The organism is Brevibacillus sp. AF8 (assembly GCF_021270385.1).
In the GTDB taxonomy this organism is placed as follows: Bacteria; Bacillota; Bacilli; order Brevibacillales; family Brevibacillaceae; genus Brevibacillus.
Genome location: NZ_JAGQDN010000001.1, coordinates 684530 through 704775, shown reverse-complemented (window position 1 = coordinate 704775; position 20246 = coordinate 684530). Strand labels below are relative to the sequence as shown.

16 protein-coding genes are annotated in these 20246 nt (G+C 46.5%); 10 read left to right on the top strand and 6 right to left on the bottom strand.

Annotation, left to right across the window (positions count from 1 at the left end):
* Positions 1-11 precede the first annotated feature (11 nt).
* Positions 12-1046, bottom strand: a complete 1035-nt coding sequence (locus KB186_RS02730) for a YkvI family membrane protein (RefSeq protein WP_173607957.1) — start codon at positions 1044-1046, stop codon at positions 12-14.
* A 53-nt stretch (positions 1047-1099) separates the two neighbouring features.
* Here KB186_RS02730 and KB186_RS02725 point away from each other — a divergent pair, with 53 nt between their 5' ends.
* The 3 genes from KB186_RS02725 (at position 1100) to KB186_RS02715 (ending at position 3707) form a co-directional block, all read left to right on the top strand.
* A complete protein-coding gene (locus KB186_RS02725) occupies positions 1100-1849 on the top strand; it encodes an MBL fold metallo-hydrolase (RefSeq protein ID WP_173607956.1) in 750 nt (249 codons plus the stop codon).
* 33 nt (positions 1850-1882) lie between these two features.
* On the top strand, positions 1883-2443 hold the full coding sequence (gene mnmM / locus KB186_RS02720) for a tRNA 5-(aminomethyl)-2-thiouridylate-methyltransferase MnmM (RefSeq protein WP_047067757.1): 561 nt from the start codon (positions 1883-1885) through the stop codon (positions 2441-2443).
* Between the two features lie 163 nt (positions 2444-2606).
* Positions 2607-3707, top strand: a complete 1101-nt coding sequence (locus tag KB186_RS02715; protein ID WP_221869144.1) for a YheC/YheD family endospore coat-associated protein — start codon at positions 2607-2609, stop codon at positions 3705-3707.
* 67 nt (positions 3708-3774) lie between these two features.
* On the opposite strand, the gene cbpB is transcribed toward KB186_RS02715, so the two are convergent.
* From cbpB to KB186_RS02695, 4 genes are all read right to left on the bottom strand, one after another.
* On the bottom strand, positions 3775-4245 hold the full coding sequence (cbpB, locus tag KB186_RS02710) for a cyclic-di-AMP-binding protein CbpB (protein ID WP_173607954.1): 471 nt from the start codon (positions 4243-4245) through the stop codon (positions 3775-3777).
* A gap of 265 nt (positions 4246-4510) precedes the next feature.
* Entirely contained in the window at positions 4511-5650 is a 1140-nt protein-coding gene (locus KB186_RS02705) for an acyltransferase (RefSeq protein ID WP_173607953.1), read from the bottom strand.
* A gap of 58 nt (positions 5651-5708) precedes the next feature.
* On the bottom strand, positions 5709-6551 hold the full coding sequence (locus KB186_RS02700; RefSeq protein ID WP_232773055.1) for a lipoate--protein ligase family protein: 843 nt from the start codon (positions 6549-6551) through the stop codon (positions 5709-5711).
* 165 nt (positions 6552-6716) lie between these two features.
* Positions 6717-7964, bottom strand: a complete 1248-nt coding sequence (locus tag KB186_RS02695; RefSeq protein WP_173607951.1) for an S-layer homology domain-containing protein — start codon at positions 7962-7964, stop codon at positions 6717-6719.
* A 332-nt stretch (positions 7965-8296) separates the two neighbouring features.
* Here KB186_RS02695 and miaB point away from each other — a divergent pair, with 332 nt between their 5' ends.
* The 6 genes from miaB to mutL all read left to right on the top strand — a co-directional run bounded on the left by miaB (position 8297) and on the right by mutL (position 17131).
* Positions 8297-9808: a tRNA (N6-isopentenyl adenosine(37)-C2)-methylthiotransferase MiaB gene (miaB, locus tag KB186_RS02690; RefSeq protein WP_048033378.1), complete on the top strand. Its 1512-nt coding sequence runs from the start codon at positions 8297-8299 to the stop codon at positions 9806-9808.
* A gap of 6 nt (positions 9809-9814) precedes the next feature.
* Positions 9815-10258: a YlbF/YmcA family competence regulator gene (locus tag KB186_RS02685; RefSeq protein ID WP_047067744.1), complete on the top strand. Its 444-nt coding sequence runs from the start codon at positions 9815-9817 to the stop codon at positions 10256-10258.
* A gap of 136 nt (positions 10259-10394) precedes the next feature.
* Positions 10395-10955 carry an outer spore coat protein CotE gene (cotE, locus tag KB186_RS02680; protein ID WP_173607950.1) on the top strand — a complete coding sequence of 187 codons (561 nt, stop codon included), beginning with the start codon at positions 10395-10397 and terminating at the stop codon, positions 10953-10955.
* Positions 10956-11066: 111 nt separating this feature from the next.
* Positions 11067-12356, top strand: coding sequence for a putative amidoligase domain-containing protein (locus KB186_RS02675; protein ID WP_173607949.1), 1290 nt, complete (start codon positions 11067-11069; stop codon positions 12354-12356).
* Between the two features lie 89 nt (positions 12357-12445).
* Positions 12446-15034 (top strand): DNA mismatch repair protein MutS, encoded by a 2589-nt coding sequence (gene mutS, locus KB186_RS02670; RefSeq protein WP_221869139.1) that lies wholly within the window; start codon positions 12446-12448, stop codon positions 15032-15034.
* A 24-nt stretch (positions 15035-15058) separates the two neighbouring features.
* On the top strand, positions 15059-17131 hold the full coding sequence (gene mutL, locus KB186_RS02665; RefSeq protein ID WP_221869138.1) for a DNA mismatch repair endonuclease MutL: 2073 nt from the start codon (positions 15059-15061) through the stop codon (positions 17129-17131).
* A gap of 346 nt (positions 17132-17477) precedes the next feature.
* Here mutL and KB186_RS28360 read toward each other — a convergent pair whose 3' ends face one another.
* The gene (locus tag KB186_RS28360; RefSeq protein ID WP_221869137.1) at positions 17478-18449 is read right to left on the bottom strand and encodes a globin-coupled sensor protein; all 972 of its coding nucleotides are present in this window, start codon (positions 18447-18449) and stop codon (positions 17478-17480) included.
* A gap of 293 nt (positions 18450-18742) precedes the next feature.
* On the opposite strand from KB186_RS28360, the gene KB186_RS02650 reads away from it, so the two are divergent.
* Positions 18743-19945 (top strand): alpha-amylase family protein, encoded by a 1203-nt coding sequence (locus tag KB186_RS02650; RefSeq protein ID WP_221869136.1) that lies wholly within the window; start codon positions 18743-18745, stop codon positions 19943-19945.
* Positions 19946-20246: the final 301 nt, after the last annotated feature.

Sequence of the window (20246 nt, the reverse complement as noted above, 5' to 3'; positions counted from 1 at the left end):
AGGTTTTTTTGTTACATGCGATCGCGCCACTGCCTGTACACGAGCATGACAAGGAAAAAGACAACCAATTGACCAAAGAGTGGGTATAGAAAACGTAGAAGTGAGCTAAACCCGATAAAACTGATCAAATAGCAAATGAGCAAAATCCCTAGTAAAATAGTCGGACCTCGAAGGGGGATAACTTGTCTAATCTGTTGGGCAAGGCCAAATACGTTTGCCACAAGAGTCGAGAAAATTTCGGCGTACACCAATAGGGAGAACAAAAAGGGAATAGTTGGTCCCAAGCCTTGCAGGACAGCGATCATGGGCATTTCCGCGTGATGGATTCCCGGCATTTTTACAGACAGAGAGGCGAAAGCGAGCAAGAGTAGAAGGCCTATTCCTAACCCTCCTATGATTCCCCCTAGGATAAGAGGCTTCTCGCTGGGACTCTGTCTGCCCATCGGAATCAAAACAGCTTGTGTAAGTGTGACATTTAAGGCAACATAATAAAAGGGAGAACTAAGCCACGCCCAAGGCCGTAACGATTCAACGACGACATTCGTATCTAACCATGGCTTCGTGTAAAGGAAGACAAGTACAGTAAAGGCAATGAGCATCGGAACAAAAATGCTGTTCACTTGATGGATGGCAAACAGCCCTTTTTTCGTCACGAAAAAAATCAAAATCATGCTAAACCAAATGCCAATTTGGGGAGATAATCGAAAAGACTCCCAAAAGATCGCACCGGTGGCAGCGAGCATGACGGAGGTAGTGCCTAGCAATACGGTTAAAAGCAAGGTATTAAATACAGTGCCAAACGGATGCCCAAATAAATAGATGCTGACTTCTTGATAGGAATCGGCCTGAATTCGATAGGCAATCAGCATGACGCGGATGCCGGCCCAAATAAACAGCGTCGTCGCCAGAATGATGCCTACCAAGCCTTGTGTTCCATATTGAACAAAGAACTCTACAATTTCTTTGCCTGAGGCAAAACCAGCTCCTACGACTGTCCCAATATACGTAAAAGCGATCTGCCATGCGGCTCTCCATGTTCCTTGCATCCCAGACCTCCTGTCCCACCTTACTCCATCCTATGAGAGGAAGTGAACCGAATATGCGCGTTACCGTGTTAGGCTATCAATCTCCTTATCCTGGCCCAGGAGGTGCTACTCCGGGTTACCTGATCGAGACAGACCAAGTCAAAATTCTTCTCGACTGCGGCAGCGGTGTTCTTGGGCAGTTAGGCAAGCATTTGCCCATTTATGAGCTGGATGCCATGTTCTTATCCCACTATCATCATGATCATGTTGCGGATGTAGGAGTCATGCAGTACGGTTTGATGGTTCATCAGTTATTTGGCCAAAGACCTGCTGACAAGCCGCTTCCGATCTACGCCCCTGCGTTGCCAGTGGCTAATGCTCAGACATTGGTGTATCGAGATGCGACCACATTTACCCCCATCACCGAAGAAACGTCTGTTGCCATTGGGGATGTCTCGATCACTTTTTTACGGACAGACCATGGTGACGGAGATCCATGCTACGCCATGCGTTTGGAAGCGGAGGGACATGTCCTCGTATACGGAGCTGACAGTGGACCAGGAACAGGTTGGGAGGGCTTTGCCAATCAAGCGGATTTGTTTATTTGCGAGGGGACCTATCTGGATTACAATTTACCAGCGAAGCCAAATGGGCATCTGTCTGTTCGCCAAGCGGCAGAGTTGGCACAATCCCTATCCTGTCGCTCGCTATTAATTACCCATTTGTTTTACGGCTATGAGGAGTCTCAAGTAATCGCGGAGGCAAATGCCTTTGTCGCAGGTCCAGTTTATGCGGCGAGCATCGGTCTGCAAATTGATTTATAACGCTATTTGTCTACATAGAGAGGAGAGGTGACTTTGTTTCCAAATGTATTAGAAGTCGCACGCAAATTAATTCGCGAACGCGTACAAGCAGGAGAAACGGTTGTTGACGCCACGATGGGGAACGGAAATGACACCTTATTTTTAGCGCAATTGGTACAAGAAGAAGGGAAAGTAATCGCCTTCGATATCCAGCCGCAGGCGATCGAGAAAACGCGCGAGAGACTCGAGAGAGAAGGTCTGGCAAACAGGGTAGAAATGAAGCTCGCCAGTCATGAGGAAATTGACAAGCTGGAAATTAGTGCCGCGGCGATCATGTTTAATTTGGGCTATTTGCCGGGTGGAGACAAGGAAATCACTACACAAGCGAGCAGTACCATTCAAGCGATTCAATCAGGGTTGAGGGTACTCAGACCAGGCGGAATCATGACAGTCATGATTTATTGGGGGCATCCGGCGGGAGAGACGGAAAAAGAGGCAGTGGAAGCATTTTGCCACGAGCTAAGTCAATTGGATTATTTGGTTTTAAAATACCAATACATTAATCAGCAAAACCAAGCGCCATTTTTACTTGCCATCGAACGCAGGGGACAATAGAAAGAACGCAACGCGATCCTTTCCCGGGCAAGCGCAGCATCCGACATCATTCCGATGGAAATGCAATATTTTGTCGTGTCGCTGATAGGTGTACAAAAATAGGCACGCTCTTGCCATTTCTGGCACATACCCTATGTAGAGCAATGTGGCAAGGGGGATCTACGTGGACAGAATCGGGATAATGTTGGATTGGGCCCTTATGGAGAAAGGAATTCATGGCATCAAGTCATATGAGCGTCTGCCTTATTATGTTGAAATCGGTAAAGAGCTTGGATTGGAGCCTGTTTTTTTCCATCCGCGGCATGTGAGGCCAGGAGATGAACGGGTTAAGGGATATTTTTGGAACGGAAACCGACTTGTTTCACAACTGGTTTCAGTCCCGCGAGTCATCCACAATCGTGTTTTGACAGGAGATGCAAAAGCGCGGAATGTGATTCGAAGATTGAGCCAAAAGAAGACGGTATTCAATGGCTTGGTTGTACGGGATAAGAGAAAAGTACATCAGATGCTCTGGAAAAACGAACAGATTCGCAGCTATCTGCCGCATACAGTGCCTTATTCCATGGAGCAGTTACGTCTGTTCTTGGATAAATACCAGGTGGTGTACGTCAAGCCGTCAATTGGATCTGTTGGAATTGGGGTAGCACGTATTGAACGGCACGGAGGCAGTTATCACTTCATTGCATCGAAAAAACGGCAGATCTTATCTCGTTCGCAGTTACTCTCCACGGTGCGACGTTGGGTCGGCAACAAAAGATTTTTGATCCAACAAGGAATTCCTTTGGCGCACTATGGAGGAAAAACATTTGATATTCGTGTTTCGGTACAGAAAAACAAAGAGAAACAGTGGACTGTGAGCGGGATGGTTGCCAAGGTTGCCAATAAGAAAAACAAGCTGAGCAATCTCTCTCGAGGAGGGACAGCAGTACCATTTTCGGAAGCTTTGGCCCCCATCTTTCCTGAGGTGAAACAACAACAAGCGGTTATCGAAAGAGTGAGCATAGCGGCGGTGGAAATTGCGAAGCAGTACGGTCGCCATTTTTCATCATTAGCAGACTTAGGGATGGATATGGGAATTGACGAGCGAGGCAATCCGTATTTAATCGAAGTCAATGTGCGTGATCAACGCTATTCTTTTTTCAAAGCAGGAGAGAAGGCGATGTTTAAACAAACGTACCGTCATCCGCTGGAATATGCCCAGACATTGCTCGCTGAAAAAAAGAAACGGAAGCATCAGCTTCTAGCACCGAGCCAATTGCTCTAAGAAGAAATACAGAAGAATGTGAAAAAGACGGTGGCATTTAATGCCCCGTCTTTTCGTATACGGTGACCTACGATTCTGCCGGCTGTTGCTGGTCAGCCAAAGGAAAGGGCAGGTTGCGAAAGTGGCGATATACCAAAGCCAATATCGATTTTCGAGTCAAGATTCCTTGAAAATAGTGCTCGTCGTCTTCAATACAAACGAACGGGTGATTTATCGACACTTCTAAAGCTTTCAAAAATTCATCGGTGTCACGCAATCGAGGGACCTTCGTATCCATCACATCATCTACTGTATGTTCGGACATACGCTCAGTCTCGAAGCGCTCCAAACCAAGAGTCTTATTCATGATCATATTCGTGCTGATTAACCCATGCAACCGATACTGATGATCCAGTACAGGAACGGCTGAATAGCCTGACTTGATTAGAACTAGCAGGGCGTGCTCAAGCGAATTACCTAGCTGCACATGTGCGACCTTTGTGGACGCGATTATGAGGTCTTTGATCGGAATATGTAACAAAGGGATCTCTTGATTCATTCAGATCCACCACCTTTTCTTTCTGTCGTCTATAGCAGTAAGAACTGCCTGTGGTCCCCTTCTATGATACCGTAAGAGAGATACAAACGGTAGGGCTACATTTAGAAAACTTGGCGTTGCCAAGGCTTTGGAGAGGCTTCAAACAAAAAAAGCCCGGCAGTTACGCCAGGCAAGTAATCGAGGTGTGGAACAATCGTCCCTAGTTCTAGTATGCGAGATCCTGTTGTTTTTTACATTAGGAGCTTAGAGGAAACCAGTTCCTCCCTTACGCTTTATACGTTTGATTTTTAAAAATGGGTTTGGCTTCCACCCGTTTTTTTCGATTGAACCAAAAGGACATCGTCGTCAACTCGTAAAGGAAAATACAGAGTGGCGGTGTAATCACGAACATGCCGAGAACCATTGACGGCGTCGACCAGCCAAGTCGATGAATGACGTAGCTCTGCAGTAAAAACAAGATCAACGGATGGACCAAATAGATAGCCATATTTTGTTTGGCCAACCGGGCAAGCCATGGACCGAGTTTAGGCAGTTTGCCTAGATAACTGGATACAGGGTAAAAGCTGATGATTACACAGAGTGTGTAGACCAAGTAAAGCGGCTCGAAAATATTCATGCTCTCGTAATAGCTCTTGTACCCGGAAAGATAGCTGTAAGCCAGCCAAACGGCTGCACTTGCCATCACGACGATAGAAGGTATTTGAAGTCGTTTCACCCATGTTCGCCATTTATCCACATTCATCCCGGCATAAGCGCCGAGTGCAAAAGTAAATACGTACATGAAAACATAATGCTGTCCGTAAACATAAGTGTGCTTCATGAGGGACAAGAATGGGTTTGCTGCCCAATCAATAGCCCATAACGGCGTAATGAACAAATAGTGGTAGAGAACGTACAAACCCGCTTGTCCAATAAATAGAACGATGATCCAACGGAAATTCAAGTACCGTTCCATCCACGGTTTAATCAGGCAAAACAACAAGCTTAATTGCAAGTAAAGCGGAATGTAGTACAGGTGGTAGAAAGAGCTACCCGTAAACAGACTATCGAAAAACGGTTCTACCAGCACGGCCGGGTCAAAGGTTTGATGTTTAAAATAGGTGAAAATGGCTGTCCAAATTACGTAAGGCAAAATAACCGCGCGCCAACGTTTTTTCCAGAAAGCACGCCAATCCAATTGTCGGTTTTGATACCAGTAAAACAGCAACATTCCCGTTGCAAAGATAAACAAGGAGCGACCGAATTTTAATAAGATAATTAGAACGGCTTGCAAATCACTATTCCACGGATACGTCTTCTCATTTGCGAGAAAAAAACTGAGGATGTGAATCATCAAGACAGTAAGAGCCCCAAAAACAAAAAGGGCATTCAGATCCTGAAACGTCCCCTTTCGATTGCTATTCATAATTCCTCCAGAATTTTACCGGCAGCACCTGGAGAATCAAAAGCAAGTAAAATGCCCGTTATTCGGGTAAGTGCCAGTCAGGTGCGGCCAGTTCTTTTGCGGTATAAGAAAATAAGTGTAATCGCTGCGACAAATGTTGCCTCGACTCTGTCACTAACTCATTTTGCACATAAAAGGGGGTAGGTGATACAGCCCACTCAGAACGGATTGTCTCCAATAGACGTGCTTTTACATCATCCATGGTGGCCAATTTTCCAGTCAAACTTGCAATGCTGCCAACGGTCGAAGCATCGATGGAAGGAATTGGCTTATGACTCTGCATTTCATCCAAGCCGGCGAGACGGTAAAAGCGCTCCATCCATTCCCCGCGAGGTCGATCGTCTACGTTAATGCATAATTGCAAAATAGAGCCGTGTCGCGTGCGTCTTTGTGCCATGCCTCCGATTTTTTTACCGTGAATGGAAAAATCGTATTCCCCTGCACAGTACGAACCCGTCACTTCTCCAAATTCCAGCTTTCCGTAATCACGCAGGCCCACATTAAGAAGCTGGGCAACAAACGAGAAGAAGGAGTCAATGGAAATCGACGTGTCGGGCAATAAACAAGCCATATTGAGTACACCAGCATCAAGCGGAACACAAGCGCCACCAGACGAGCGAAGAACACAACCAAAGCCATCTTGACCGAACTTGCGCAAGGCCTGCTGTAGATGGGGAAGCTTGGCGTCTCTGCGGCCGAGATACAGCGCCTGATCGTACACCCAGAGATGAATGACAGGTGTTGCTGATTCATGTTGCATACTTGCTGCCAACGCTTCATCACGAATTAAAGGCTCAAGTGGACTATCCTGGTAAGTACCGGAGTCCATCCAGCGAAACGGTTGATTATCAGAAAATGACATCGGAAGGCTCCTTCACAGGACAAGAATAGCTACCATTATAACATCTGAAATGCGTCTATTTCTACGTTTTCGCTATCTTTTTTCCATTTGGTAGAACATGCATATGGAGTAGAGTGAAAAATACCCGACAGGCCAAGATAGCTTGTCGGGTCAAAATATGGTTCTTTATTTGGTCTCTTTAAAGGAGAAATTGTCCAGGTAAGTCGTTTTGCGAGGTGCACCTTTCGTCGCATCTTCTTGCAGGTACAGACCGAGCTTTGTGCCTTCTTGTTTCACGTACTGTTGACCGAACAAGTATTGATCGTTCAGATAAATGGAAACAGTGTTCTCGTTAACTTCTACTTTTAAGCGATTGCTGGATTTCAGCTTGTAGGAGCTAGAAGTAATGATGTCAATATCGTCTTCTTCGACATCATTCACTTTTCCTAAAACAACACGATCTTTTTGGACGAATACAACATTGGCTTTTCCGTCTTTACCGTTGAAGTAAAGGCCTCCTAAACCTTCACTACCTACGACATTAACATCGACGCTCAATTCGTATTTTTTCACTTTGTCAGACTCGTTCCAATTCAATGGCAGGAAGTAGTGATCCAGATCATCGTCATCGGATTCAGCTGTCACTTGTTTGCTCGCGACCTCCCAGTTTCCTGTCGCTTTGTCTGTATTCCAGTTTTTCAATTTGGAATCAGAGAAGGAGTCGCTGATATTGATTCGCTCTGGTTCTGGCTGTGGTTTCGGTTGACCAGGGGTAGGGAAAACAATTTTGATCTCATCATCATCGTCGCGATCCAAAATAGCGCGATAGAGCAGAGAAGCAGCTTCCGCACGTGTAATTGGATCTTGTGGACGGAAATTGCCATTGTATCCTTTCATCAGATCGGTTTGGATTGCAATCGCAATATACGGACGCAATGCTGACGAAATATCGTCGTAATCACGGAACTTTTTCAATTGATTCAAGTCGGCTTTGTACTTTTGATCGTAGCCCAACAGGCGTACCAATGCGACAGCAATGTCTTCACGTACTGCCGCTTGATCTGGCTTATACGTGTAGGTGGAGCCGGATTTGTAACCAGTCAAGTAAGGCTTGGCGTATTCCACATACAGAAATGCCCAGTGATGACGCGGTACATCTTTAAAGGTTTGGTCGACGTAGCTTTTGTTTATATCTACATCTGCTGCAGCGATCATAATTTTTGCAAATTCGGCGCGGGTAACTTCATTGTTCGGTCTAAATGTCCGATTGTCGTACCCTTTGATGATCCCTTTTGCCGCCATCTCCGTAATTTCCTTGTATGCCCAATGGCTACGTGGAACGTCTGAGAACGAAGGGGTGGAAGCGGCACCAACGACTGGGATAACCGTTAAGAACATCAACACCGACAGGAATACGGCTAGTGCTCTTTTCATGTTAACCTCCTCAAAATGGCAATGTAGTTTTTGTTGACTGCTATTCAGACGGTTAGTGGGCTTGTATTGTTGCAGGAGAAAAAAATATTATGGTGAAAATAGGAAAAAAGACGGAGTTTCGAAAAAATTGGCGGGTAAGGAGGAGCATGTAGAAATGGAAGGACATGCTTCTTTGATTTGGATGGAACGCTTTTCGATAGGGAACGGTCTCTCGCCGTTTCGTACATATTTTGCCTCATAATGGTTATTATGCATTGGCTTTTGTATCACCCAAAATGATATAATTCTTTATTGGTTACTTATGTAGATGATTATAGCTGAGGTGATATATGATGAAGGAAACGAAAGAGGCGACTGTGGACTTAAAATCCGTTAAGTCTCCAAAGAAAACGGAAGACTATGCGAAATACTTCCAGGCCCCCTCTCTGAAAGATGCGAAAAAGCGTGGTAAGGAAGAGATTTTAGTCCATTACGATTTTAATATCCCAGAAGATATGCAGAACATCGGAAAAGGAAAGCGTTATCACGTTCGTACGTATGGCTGCCAAATGAACGAGCATGATTCGGAGACGATTTCTGGTATTTTGCAGGCAATGGGTTATACTTCCTCTGATTCTGTCGAAGATGCGGATGTCATCCTATTTAACACCTGTGCGATCCGCGAAAATGCAGAGGATAAAGTATTTGGAGAGCTCGGCCACATGAAGCGGCTCAAGAACAACAACCCAAATCTGATCCTCGGTGTTTGCGGCTGTATGTCCCAAGAAGAGAAAGTCGTCAAGAAAATCCTGAAAAGCTACCAGCAGGTCGACTTGATTTTTGGAACGCACAATATTCACCGACTGCCAGAATTGTTGCGCGATGCGATGTTCAGCAAAGAAATGGTGATTGAGGTTTGGTCCAAGGAAGGCGATATCGTCGAAAATATGCCGAAGCTCCGTGAAGGAAACACCAAGGGATGGGTTAACATTATGTACGGCTGTGACAAGTTCTGTACGTACTGCATCGTTCCGTATACCCGCGGAAAAGAGCGCAGTCGACGCCCGGAAGATGTCATCGCAGAAGTGCGTGATCTCGCTCGCCAAGGCTTTAAAGAAATCATGCTTCTTGGACAAAACGTCAATGCGTATGGGAAAGATTTTGAGGACATCGAGTACGGCTTTGGGGACTTGATGGACGAGATCCGTAAAATTGATATCCCGCGTGTGCGCTTTACGACAAGTCATCCGCGTGATTTTGACGACCACTTGATCGAGGTTCTTGCAAAAGGCGGCAACCTGGTTGAGCAAATCCATTTGCCTGTCCAATCCGGTTCGACAGAAGTACTCAAGCGGATGGCGCGCAAATATTCGCGTGAACATTATCTGGAGCTCGTTCGCAAAATCAAGGACGCGATCCCGAATGTCTCGCTTTCTACCGATATTATTGTTGGCTTCCCAGGCGAAACCGATGAGCAGTTCGAAGATACCATTTCGATGGTGGAAGAGGTCAAATATGATTTTGCCTATACCTTCATTTACTCCCCACGTGAAGGCACACCGGCTGCTGTCATGGAAGACAACGTTCCGATGGAAGTGAAAAAAGCGCGCCTGTATCGACTCAATGAAGTTTTGGCTCGCATCGGACTGGAGCAGAACAAAAAACTGCAGGATCAGGTTGTCGAGGTACTCGTGGAAGGCGAATCGAGGACGAATGCGGAAGTGCTTGCGGGTCGTACGCGTACGAACAAGCTGGTCCATTTCACCGGCGACAAATCCTTGATCGGACAGTATGTTCACATAAAAATTACAGATGCGAAAACGTGGACACTCCACGGTGAACTCGTATCCAAAGTTGAGGTGTAGGTCATAATGGAACAAACAAACGTATATACCCAGAAAGAAATTCTCGATAAAGCTCGTGAGCTTGCAGCCATGATCGCGCGTACAAATGAAGTTGATTTCTTCAAACGTGCCGAACTGCAAATCAAGAACAATGAACGTGTGCAAGATTTGATTGATACATTGAAGCAGAAACAAAAGCAAATGGTGATGTTTGAATCCATCAACAAGCCGGAACTAGTGAAAAAAGTGGAAGGCGAATACAACCAATTGCATGAGGAGCTGGATTCCATTCCAATCGTTACGGAATTCAAGCAATCGCAGGTCGATGTGAACGATCTTTTGCAAATGGTTACGAACGTGATCACGAACACCGTTTCGGAGCGTATTATTTTGGATACAGGCGGAAACCCATTGACCGGAGAGACGGGTGGCGGGCCTGAAAAGAAAAAATCTGACGGCTGCTGCTCCTAATTCTTGATAGAAAGCCTTCCCGGCGCTGTTTTGATGAATACCCAACAACTTTCCCAAATATAAGGTGGTTGTTTGCACGCTAGTCGAATGCCCTGCATACAAATGTACAGAAACGTTGTATGGAGGAGGTAACGAAATGTCGGGTATAGACAAAGATCTACAGTGCCGGGAACTTATCGCGAAAGCAGTCTGCGGCAAAGGCCATAAATTTTCTACTACCACCCACACCATCATACCGTCGCAAACTCCTTCGACGATCCTCGGATGCTGGGTTATAAACACGAACTTCCAAGCAGAGAAAGTCGGAGATGCCGTTGAAGTATCTGGTACGTATGACGTCAACCTGTGGTTTTCGTTTGCTAATAACACGCAAACCGAAGTCAAGCGGGAAACTGTTCAGTTCTCCGTACTCGTACCGCTTACGTTCTTCGACAAAAACTGCAGAGGCGATCTGGAAATCGTTGCACGCGCCGTGGAGCAACCGAAGTGCATAAAAGCGGAGTTAAGTGGTGGTAGCACAATCACGGTCAGAGTTGAAAGCGAATATGCAGTAGAGGTCATTGGAGAAACAAAGGTGTGCGTTGTTGTCTGCAATAGTTGTGATGACAAAGAATTCCATCTGGTTGACGACTTTGAAGATAACAGTGACGAGTATGATGACTTTGATTCCGCTACGCTACTCGACGAGCTCGACTAAAGAGGAGAAATTATCTCCTCTTTTTTCTTTTTTTTCGGATACGTACCATTCACACGTTTTTCTGGGCGCATTCATAAGATAACGAGAGAATAGCGGGGGAGTGTGGAAGGCATGATTCTACGCACAAGGGCGAGTCAGCGAGCAAACAAGCAGGAAACGCCAGCAACACAACCGATGACGGCCAACGCTAAAGAAGTGGTAGCGTATTTGCATCGTCCTGAAATCGGTCGCTGGTTGCTACGGCAAGGGAGAATACCTGTAACAACAGGAAAAGCAGCGCGACCGGGCTGGCGAACATATAGGATATGCCTTTACCAAGACTATGTACTGGATATCGCCAGAAGCGAGGAGCAATCACAATGGCTACTGCACCGCCTACAGGAACCCGAGTGGCATTCTGTCTCCTTGCCTTCCGCTGAACCAGAGATTCAGGTGGTGCAAGGGCTGGCTGTGCGCAGTTTGTATGCCGCCGGAGCCGATGCGGGTCAAGTGACGGTCATGGCGGCCTCTCCCCATCGACTTAAGGTCGTCGAGGTAGAACCGAATTGGCCAGCCAAGCAAGCTGACGAATATATGCAGCGGGCTCGAGAGTGGTGGGAAGCTCGGATGCGCAAACAGCCGCAAAAGCTGCAAAGTATGGGGGCAGATCCCGAATTTGCTTTACGCAAGCCCACAGGAGAGATGGCACTTGCTTCTGACTTCCTGAGCATCAATGGGACGGTTGGATGTGATACGACACGTTACCGGGAAGAATTAGGTCTCCATCAGCACCCGGTTGCAGAGTTGAGACCTGCGCCGTCGGAGGACCCTGATCAATTATTTATGCATATCTACGATAATTTGGCACTCGCATACAAAAAAATAGGAAATTCGTCTATCGAATGGCTCGCTGGCGGAATGCCGTTTCAAGGTTATCCAATCGGTGGGCATATTCATTTTGGCGGGCTCACACCGACTTTTTCTCTTCGGCGAAAGCTGGATGCGTACTTGGCTCTTCCCCTTGTTCTGATTGAGGATGCAGGCTGTATGAGCCGCAGAGAGCGCTATGGATTTTTGGGGGATGTAAGGGAGAAGGACTATGGTTTCGAATACCGTACACTCCCTAGTTGGCTCGTTGATCCCCTCGTCGCTCGAGGTATTCTTCATTTGGCCCATTTGGTTGCAACCAATCATGGGAAACTACAAGCGATGCCCCATCTAAAGCTCCCACTTATCAAAGCGTACTACCAGGGCGAAAAAGAAAAGCTCCTGCCGTACGTAGTCCAAGTCTGGAAAGAAGTAAAGGAACTACCAGGCTATACGCTGTCACGTATACATTTGGATCGATACTTTTCTTTTTTAATCGAGTGCCAATCGTGGAAAACGGATGAAGACCTGCGCAAGATATGGAAGCTATCATAAACGGATACTGCCATCGGATGTAGGGTCAACATTACCGTTCAATCATGTTATAATAGCGACGAGAATGAGTAGGCTAGGAGAAGAAAATCATGGCTCAATATACCCCGATGATTCAACAGTATCTGGCTATCAAAAAAGATTATCCGGATACTTTCTTATTTTTTCGCTTGGGCGATTTTTATGAACTGTTTTTTGATGACGCCATCCTTGCGTCCCGTGAGCTGGAAATTACACTGACGGGACGTGATGGTGGAGGTTCTGAGCGCATACCAATGTGTGGTGTTCCACATCATGCGGCAGACGGCTATATTGCAGAGCTACTAAAAAAAGGACATAAAGTAGCCGTTTGCGAGCAAGTCGAAGATCCCAAAGAAGCAAAAGGGGTCGTTCGCCGGGAAGTTACACGTGTCATTACTCCAGGTACGATGATGGAAGGCAAATGGCTGACGGATAAGGAAAATAATTACATGGCGGCGTTGGCCCAAGTAGAAGGGCGAACGGGTGTTGCTGCGTGTGATATGAGTACAGGCGAGATGTACGTTACCTCTTTGGTGGGACAGGCAGAGGGTGTTCTGGATGAAGCCTTGCAATATCGCCCCAAGGAGCTCGTCTTTTTTGGCCTCACTGTTTTGCCGAAGACAGCACTGCCATCTACTGTCGTGGATGCGCACCAACTGGACGCATTTGCGGTAGATAGTCAATATGCGGAGCAGGCCAAAGGGTTGGATCTATCCATGCGAGCGGCGGTCAATGCTCTCTTGTTCTACATAGGGACGACGCAAAAACGCAGCCTTGCTCATATGCGCCTGTTAAAGCAGTACGATGCAAAGCAGTTTCTCCAAATGGACGGCTTTTCCAGACGTAACTTGGAATTGACAGAGACTATTCGCGATAAGACGAAAAAAGGCTCTCTGTTGTGGCTGTTGGATCGGACTCAAACGGCAATGGGTGGTCGTCTTTTGCGCAGATGGATTGAGCGTCCATTGCTCAGTCGCGATCAGTTGGAAGCACGTTTGAGCGCTGTGGAAGCCTTGAAGGGTGACATGCTGCTTCGGTCCGATTTGCGGACTTGCTTGGATCGTGTCTATGATTTGGAGCGTCTGGCGGGTCGTATTTCCTACGGGAATGCGAACGCACGAGATCTCATTCAGCTACGGATGTCTTTGGAGGCAGTTCCAGAGCTAAAGCAGTATATGATCCAAACGAATACCCCAGTATTGATGGAACTGGCGCAAGGGATGGATGAGTGTACAGATATCGTCAACTATTTGGCTCATGCGCTCGTGGATGATCCACCGATATCGGTTCGTGAAGGCGGCATGATTCGGACGGGATATGATGAATACCTGGACAAGCTCCATACAGCAAGTCGTGAAGGGAAGACGTGGATTGCCCAACTGGAGCAGGGGGAACGGGAAGCGACTGGAATTCGTTCACTTAAAGTAGGCTTTAATAAGGTGTTCGGCTATTACATCGAAATATCGAAATCCAACATTGCCAACGTTCCGGCTGGTCGGTATGAGCGCAAGCAAACTTTGGCCAATGCAGAGCGGTACATCACGCCAGAGTTAAAGGAACGTGAAGCCCTTATTCTGGAAGCGGAAGAAAAGATGATTGAGCTGGAATACCAACTGTTCGTGGCGGTAAGAAGTGAAGTCGCGAAGCATATACCAAGACTGCAAAACCTCGCGGAGCGCATTGCATCTGTGGACGTTCTTCAGGCGTTTGCTACGGTAAGTGACGAGCGGGGATTTGTACGCCCTGAGCTTGTGGAAAGCGGCGAATACGTTATTACAGAAGGGCGTCATCCAGTAGTAGAAGCCGTTCTGGAGCGCGAAAAATACGTGGCAAATGACGTGGAGATGGATCAGACCAATCGTCAAGTTTTGCTCATTACGGGCCCGAATATGGCAGGTAAGAGTACGTACATGAGACAGATTGCCTTGATCACGGTGATGGCACAGATCGGTTGCTTTGTTCCGGCTAAACAGGCCAAACTGTCGATTGTCGATCAGATTTTTACTCGAATCGGGGCAGCCGACGACTTGGTAGGCGGGCACAGTACGTTTATGGTGGAAATGCTGGAGACCAGACACGCTCTGCAAAAAGCAACAGCGAAGAGCTTGATTCTGCTCGATGAGATTGGCCGCGGGACTTCGACGTACGATGGAATGGCGCTTGCACAAGCAGTCATTGAGTACATTTGTCAAAAAATCGGTGCCAAAACGCTCTTCTCCACGCACTACCACGAGTTGACCGGGTTGGCAGAGACGTTGAGTGGTGTCGTGAACGTCAATGCTCGATGCGAAGAACGGGAAGGAAAGCTCTTGTTCCTTCACAAAATTGAAGAAGGACGAGCAGATAAAAGTTATGGAATTCATGTGGCAGAGCTTGCGGAAATGCCGACCTGGGTCATTGAGCGGGCGCGCAGTATCTTAACCGGGCTTGAAGCGAGTGGAAGCGCAGGGAATGGAAATGCAGCGAGTGACGTGCAAATGTCGCTCGAATCGCTATGGACGGCTCCAGTTGCTGCGGTGCGTGAAGAACCGATGCAGTTTGCGTCAGCGGAGGAAGAAGCGATTATGGCTGAACTGCGCGAGCTGGATTTGAATTCAACGACGCCAATGGACGCCATGATGAAACTATATGAATGGAAACAGCAATTGAAAAAGCGATAGGGTTCGTCCGGAGGGGAGGCACTCATGGGAACCATTCACGTTTTAGATGAGCATCTCGCCAATATGATTGCTGCAGGGGAAGTAGTGGAAAGACCGGCTTCTGTTGTCAAAGAGCTGGTCGAAAACGCAATTGATGCCAGTGCAACGACAATCGAGATCCACGTAGAGGAAGGCGGTCTGGAGATGATTCGGATCGTTGACAATGGGAAAGGGATGGATCGGGAAGATTGCCAGCTGGCTTTTGAGCGCCATGCCACGAGTAAAATCAGCAACGCTCGTGATTTGTTCCGCATTCGTACGCTGGGCTTTCGTGGAGAGGCACTGCCGAGTATTGCAGCAGTCTCGCGTATGGAGCTGACGAGCAGTACATCCAGCAGTGAGGTAGGTACTCATCTCTTAATTGAAGGTGGGCAGCTCGGAACGATTTCCGATAAAGCCGCTGTTAAAGGGACGGAAGTATGTGTACGCAGCTTGTTTTTCAACACGCCTGCTCGCTTGAAATACATGAAGTCGATCGCTACGGAAGTCGGACATATTTCCGATTATGTGAACCGGCTTGCACTCACGCATCCGTCGATCTCCTTCCTGCTGACTCATAACGGCAAGACACTCTTGCAAACATCTGGCGACGGAAAGCTGTTGCACGTCATGGCGGCAATCTATGGTGTGCAAGTCGCGAAGCTGTTGCTTCCAATTGCAGGGGAGACCCTCGACTATAAGTGGTCTGGTTTTCTTTCGAAGACGGAAGTGACAAGGGCGAATCGCTCTTACCTTTCGACACTGGTAAACGGTCGGTACGTGCGCAGTTATTCGATCAACAATGCGATTATGCGTGGTTATCATACATTGTTACCGATCGGTCGTTATCCGATTGTGGCCTTGCAGATCGAAATGGATCCGTCACTGGTCGATGTGAACGTACATCCTGCCAAACTAGAGGCGAGATTCAGTAAAGAAGATGAATTGTGCAGTGCAATAGAACAATCGGTAAAAGAGACTTTGAGACAAGGCTTGGGGATTGTCAGACCCATGATTACGCAACCAAAAGCTAAGGTCGTCACCCAGGTCGTTCAACCGCAGTTTGACCTGCAAATCACCAAGCCTGATACTCCACAATCGCCGTTATTAGCTGCGAGTCCCCGACTCCAGGAATGGATGGCCAAGCAAGAAACGCCAAGTAAGCAAGTAGATGTGGTGGCCCATACCGCGCCATCCATTGAGAACGGTACGGTGAAAGAGACTGCAGCCAACTATGAAAAGTTGGAAGTTGCAAAGGTAGAGACTACCTCGCATGAAATCGTGCAGGCGACTTTGTTGGATCAAACGGACACGAGGGAAGCTTTCCAACCTCACGAGACTCGGATTCCGGTACAATTGGACATTGCCCAGGCACCATCTCCTGTGCATCCATCTAATGAAATCAGCAGCGAGGACAATTCAGCAGTGGCAGGTACTGAACAAGCGCCGCCACTCCTGGAAACCACCAATGAAAATGAAACGGATTCGCCTGTTCCGGTTATGTACCCAGTTGGTCAAGTCCATGGCACCTACATCGTCGCGCAAAATGACGAAGGCATGTATTTAATTGATCAACATGCCGCGCAGGAGCGGATTTTTTACGAGTACTTCATGGACAAGCTTGCAGAAGAGGACATTTCCAGCCAGATCATGCTGTTTCCTCATACGGTGGAATATACGGCTGCAGAGGCAAGCAAACTGGAGAAGCGACTGTCGCTTTTGCAATCGTTTGGTTTGGAGATCGAGGCGTTTGGTGGGCGGACCTTTATCGTTCGCGCTCATCCACATTGGTTCCCAGAAGGGGCTGAGCTGGAGGTCATTGAGGAGCTCATTCAGTTTGTACTGGAAACGGGAGAAAACGCCCAAGCCAATGTCGTGCTGATGCGCGAAAAAGCTGCCATCATGATGTCCTGCAAAGCATCGATTAAAGCGAACCGCTTCCTGACGCATGCAGAAATGGAAAGCTTGCTGAACCAACTGCGTAATACGAGCAGTCCGTATACGTGTCCACACGGAAGGCCGATTGTGATTCATTTTACTGGATATGACTTAGAAAAAATGTTTAAGCGTGTGATGTGAACTGTGCCCTCTTGCGGAGAAATCCGGGGAGGGTATTCTACTGTAAAAGAAAGCGGAAAAAACAAAAGTCAATAAAACAAATCTCATGCTGGAACAGAGCTTCTTCTATCGAGGCAAATGACAAATGGGATCATTGGATACGAATACAGATATATTTCTTCTTTTATTGAAAAAACGAAAGGTAGGGGAGTATCAGTTTATATAATATTGAGTTCTGTACTTTTGTACGACAGCGTGGAAACGTTTTGAACCAGATAACATGACGGTCCTGGTAGCGTGGGATAGGAAGGAGCTACATAATAGAACACGGCCAAAGAAGTAAGCTCCTTTGGCCGTTCTGAAGCAGTTAATGTTTATTCTGAAGACGACGAGAAATTTCGTCTAGTTTATGGATGATAGAAAATAATTGCTCGGAAGTAGTATCTAATTGCTCAGCGGAAACAGTTGTTAATGAGACCTGTTGATCAATTTTAAGTAATTGATTGTTAATGTTCTGTAGAGATTGGTAAATGTCTTTCGATGAGGCATTTGATTTATCGGCTAATTTACGTACTTCATTAGCAACAACGGTAAAGCCACGTCCGTGCTCTCCAGCTCTAGCAGCTTCAATCGCAGCATTAAGGCCTAGAAGATTGGTTTGTGTAGAAACATCTGCTACGAAGCCGCTAAGTTTCTCAATCTCCTCATTCTGCTCCTTTAACACATTCATGGAATGAGCGATCTCACCATTGTATTCATATAGTTTGGTTGCGGAGTCGGTGAAGACGGAAGAGATTCTAAGCGCTTCCTGGGTTGTAGCTGTCAATTCGGCTGCCATTTGCTCCATATTGTGGCGGTAGCTTACATTTTCACGCATCGTGTCACCGATATACTGTTCAAGAATAATTGCAGAATCAAAAAAAACTCTTTTGATAAGAGCCTGATAAAATGCAGTTGAGTTTTCTAGCGATTGAATTCTTTCTGAAAAAAGACGTAAATACAGTGAGTATCCACCCAAAAACCAAGAAGCAGACAATCCAATTCTCGCATGGGTTGTTCCGATTCGTTTTCGGCTATTTACATATTCTTCATCAATAACAGGAGAAGAAAGTGTTTCGATATACCAAATCTGCATGTTCTTTAATTGGTCCATAGTTACATTTGTACGAATCAATCGATCCAAGTTGGGATGTTTTTCCAATTCTTCGTAAAAACAATCTACGATTTCTTTTGAGTGAGTGCTGAAGAATTCCTTGTGTGAATACAAAAGGTCTAAGTCTTCTTTTGTTAGGCCGTAGAACAGCCTAAGTGAATTCCATTTGTTATCCAGTACAATCATGATACCAACCCCTATTATCTTTATATGTAATGTGAAACTCTTTCAGATTCTAACAAAAATAAAATGGTAGATTATAATAAAATGTTAAATAAAAATGAAATATTTATGAAATATATACTGATGTGATAAACATAACGTGTTCAAGAAACAAGTATCCCTGCAACTAAGAACATGGAAGATGTATGGGATTTGGGGGTATTTGTTTGGGGGTGTTGTTCAGAAAATTCGAAAATTTGGATTGATTTTAGGCAAACACTGACTTATGATTACTTGCAAAAACGAGGTGAAACGAAATGAGTCCATCACGACAAAACGGGATGTTTATTTATCCGTGGGATATAGCAGAGAGTGGTATCGAGGCAGTAATGCAAACCTTGCAAGAAGTCAGATGCAATACAGCAGTGGTCAATAGCAGCTATCATCAGGGGAGATTTTTTCACCCGCGAAGCAAAACGTTTCGCAGGCTGCCGTTTTCAGGAGTATCGTTTACGCCTGATTGGTCGAAGTACAACCGTTTGCGCCCGACTGTACACGAGCAAATCGCACAAGCGGGCATTCTTGCCAAAATGAAAGAGGCTTGTGAGCAGGCAGGGATGGGATTTCATACATGGTGGGTTGGCCTGCACAATTCTACACTTGGTTTGGCTCATCCAGAGCTTTGTGTGCAAAACATCTGGGGGGATACATACACATACTCATTATGTCCATCGCAACCTGAGGTACAGCATTATGCCAAGGCGCTTTTTACCGATACGTTGGAGCAGGTCAAGCCAGAGCGGATTTTGATGGAAGCGACTGCCTTTTTGCCGATGAAGCATGGTGAGCATCATGAAGTATGCCTCCTACCGCTAGGAGAATCATTGCAATGGTTACTCTCGTTCTGTTTTTGCGGGGCGTGCATGGAGCGTGCCGAATCGAAGCGAATTGATGTAGGAGCAGTCCGATTGCTTGTATCGAGGCTAGTCAGTCAGATGGTGGATGCCGATTCTATCTCGCAAATATCAGCCGAAGCGAGAGAAGTTGCTTTTTTACTGCTGGAATATCCGGAATTGTATCACTATCAGCAATCCCGTTTGGAAGCGGTAGATCAGATATGGAGGAGCCTGAAGGAGATCGCGCAGAGTATGGGGACTGCGTTGGATGGTTTTCCGTCCTCGACACCATTTTTTGTGAACCAGTCTTATTGGGAAGGGGTTTCATTGCGAAAAGCAGCGGCTACTCTCGATCGTGTCGTTCCGCTCGCCTATGGAGACAGTGTCGGTGATGTGGCATATACGTTCCATGCCATCAAGCTTGTAGCCCCAGAAGCTTCGCTGGGAGCGGCTTTTTCCCTGCATCATAGTCAAATCCGGTCAGCAGTCGATTTGGCAGCGAGGGTGAAAACAGCAGTGGACGCAGGCGTTCAATCGATTGTTTATTACAATCTCGGTCTGTTAAATAACCGGAGGCTGGACTGGATCAAACAGGCGAACCTTGCAGTTGAGGAGTGGAGATAGCTTTCTCATTCGCATGGGGTATGCCGACATGTAACAATACCCATAGAACTTCGTGGGTCTCTTTTACATGGGTGAAACTGATGGACTGGAAAATCATACTACAGTCTGACTGGGTTTTATAAAAAATGGTATGATTGTCATAGCGGAGAGGAAAAAAGTTTGGTTCAGATTCTATTTGACCGGCAAATTAATCCTGCTTACAATAATATGATCGTTACCGTTTATGTAAAAACCGTCGAGTCGCTTTTCTAGAACAGCAGTTCTTATTAAAAAGGGCGAAGACGTAAGGAAGGGAACAAAG

Coding starts and splice junctions, on each gene's coding strand:
- mutS (WP_221869139.1), top strand. CDS start 12,446: ATGGCTCAATATACCCCGATGATTCAACAGTATCTGGCTATCAAAAAA.
- KB186_RS02685 (WP_047067744.1), top strand. CDS start 9,815: ATGGAACAAACAAACGTATATACCCAGAAAGAAATTCTCGATAAAGCT.
- KB186_RS02675 (WP_173607949.1), top strand. CDS start 11,067: ATGATTCTACGCACAAGGGCGAGTCAGCGAGCAAACAAGCAGGAAACG.
- cotE (WP_173607950.1), top strand. CDS start 10,395: ATGTCGGGTATAGACAAAGATCTACAGTGCCGGGAACTTATCGCGAAA.
- KB186_RS02700 (WP_232773055.1), bottom strand. CDS start 6,551: ATGTCATTTTCTGATAATCAACCGTTTCGCTGGATGGACTCCGGTACT.
- mutL (WP_221869138.1), top strand. CDS start 15,059: ATGGGAACCATTCACGTTTTAGATGAGCATCTCGCCAATATGATTGCT.
- KB186_RS02705 (WP_173607953.1), bottom strand. CDS start 5,650: ATGAATAGCAATCGAAAGGGGACGTTTCAGGATCTGAATGCCCTTTTT.
- KB186_RS02725 (WP_173607956.1), top strand. CDS start 1,100: ATGCGCGTTACCGTGTTAGGCTATCAATCTCCTTATCCTGGCCCAGGA.
- KB186_RS02650 (WP_221869136.1), top strand. CDS start 18,743: ATGAGTCCATCACGACAAAACGGGATGTTTATTTATCCGTGGGATATA.
- KB186_RS02695 (WP_173607951.1), bottom strand. CDS start 7,964: ATGAAAAGAGCACTAGCCGTATTCCTGTCGGTGTTGATGTTCTTAACG.
- miaB (WP_048033378.1), top strand. CDS start 8,297: ATGAAGGAAACGAAAGAGGCGACTGTGGACTTAAAATCCGTTAAGTCT.
- KB186_RS28360 (WP_221869137.1), bottom strand. CDS start 18,449: ATGATTGTACTGGATAACAAATGGAATTCACTTAGGCTGTTCTACGGC.
- KB186_RS02730 (WP_173607957.1), bottom strand. CDS start 1,046: ATGCAAGGAACATGGAGAGCCGCATGGCAGATCGCTTTTACGTATATT.
- cbpB (WP_173607954.1), bottom strand. CDS start 4,245: ATGAATCAAGAGATCCCTTTGTTACATATTCCGATCAAAGACCTCATA.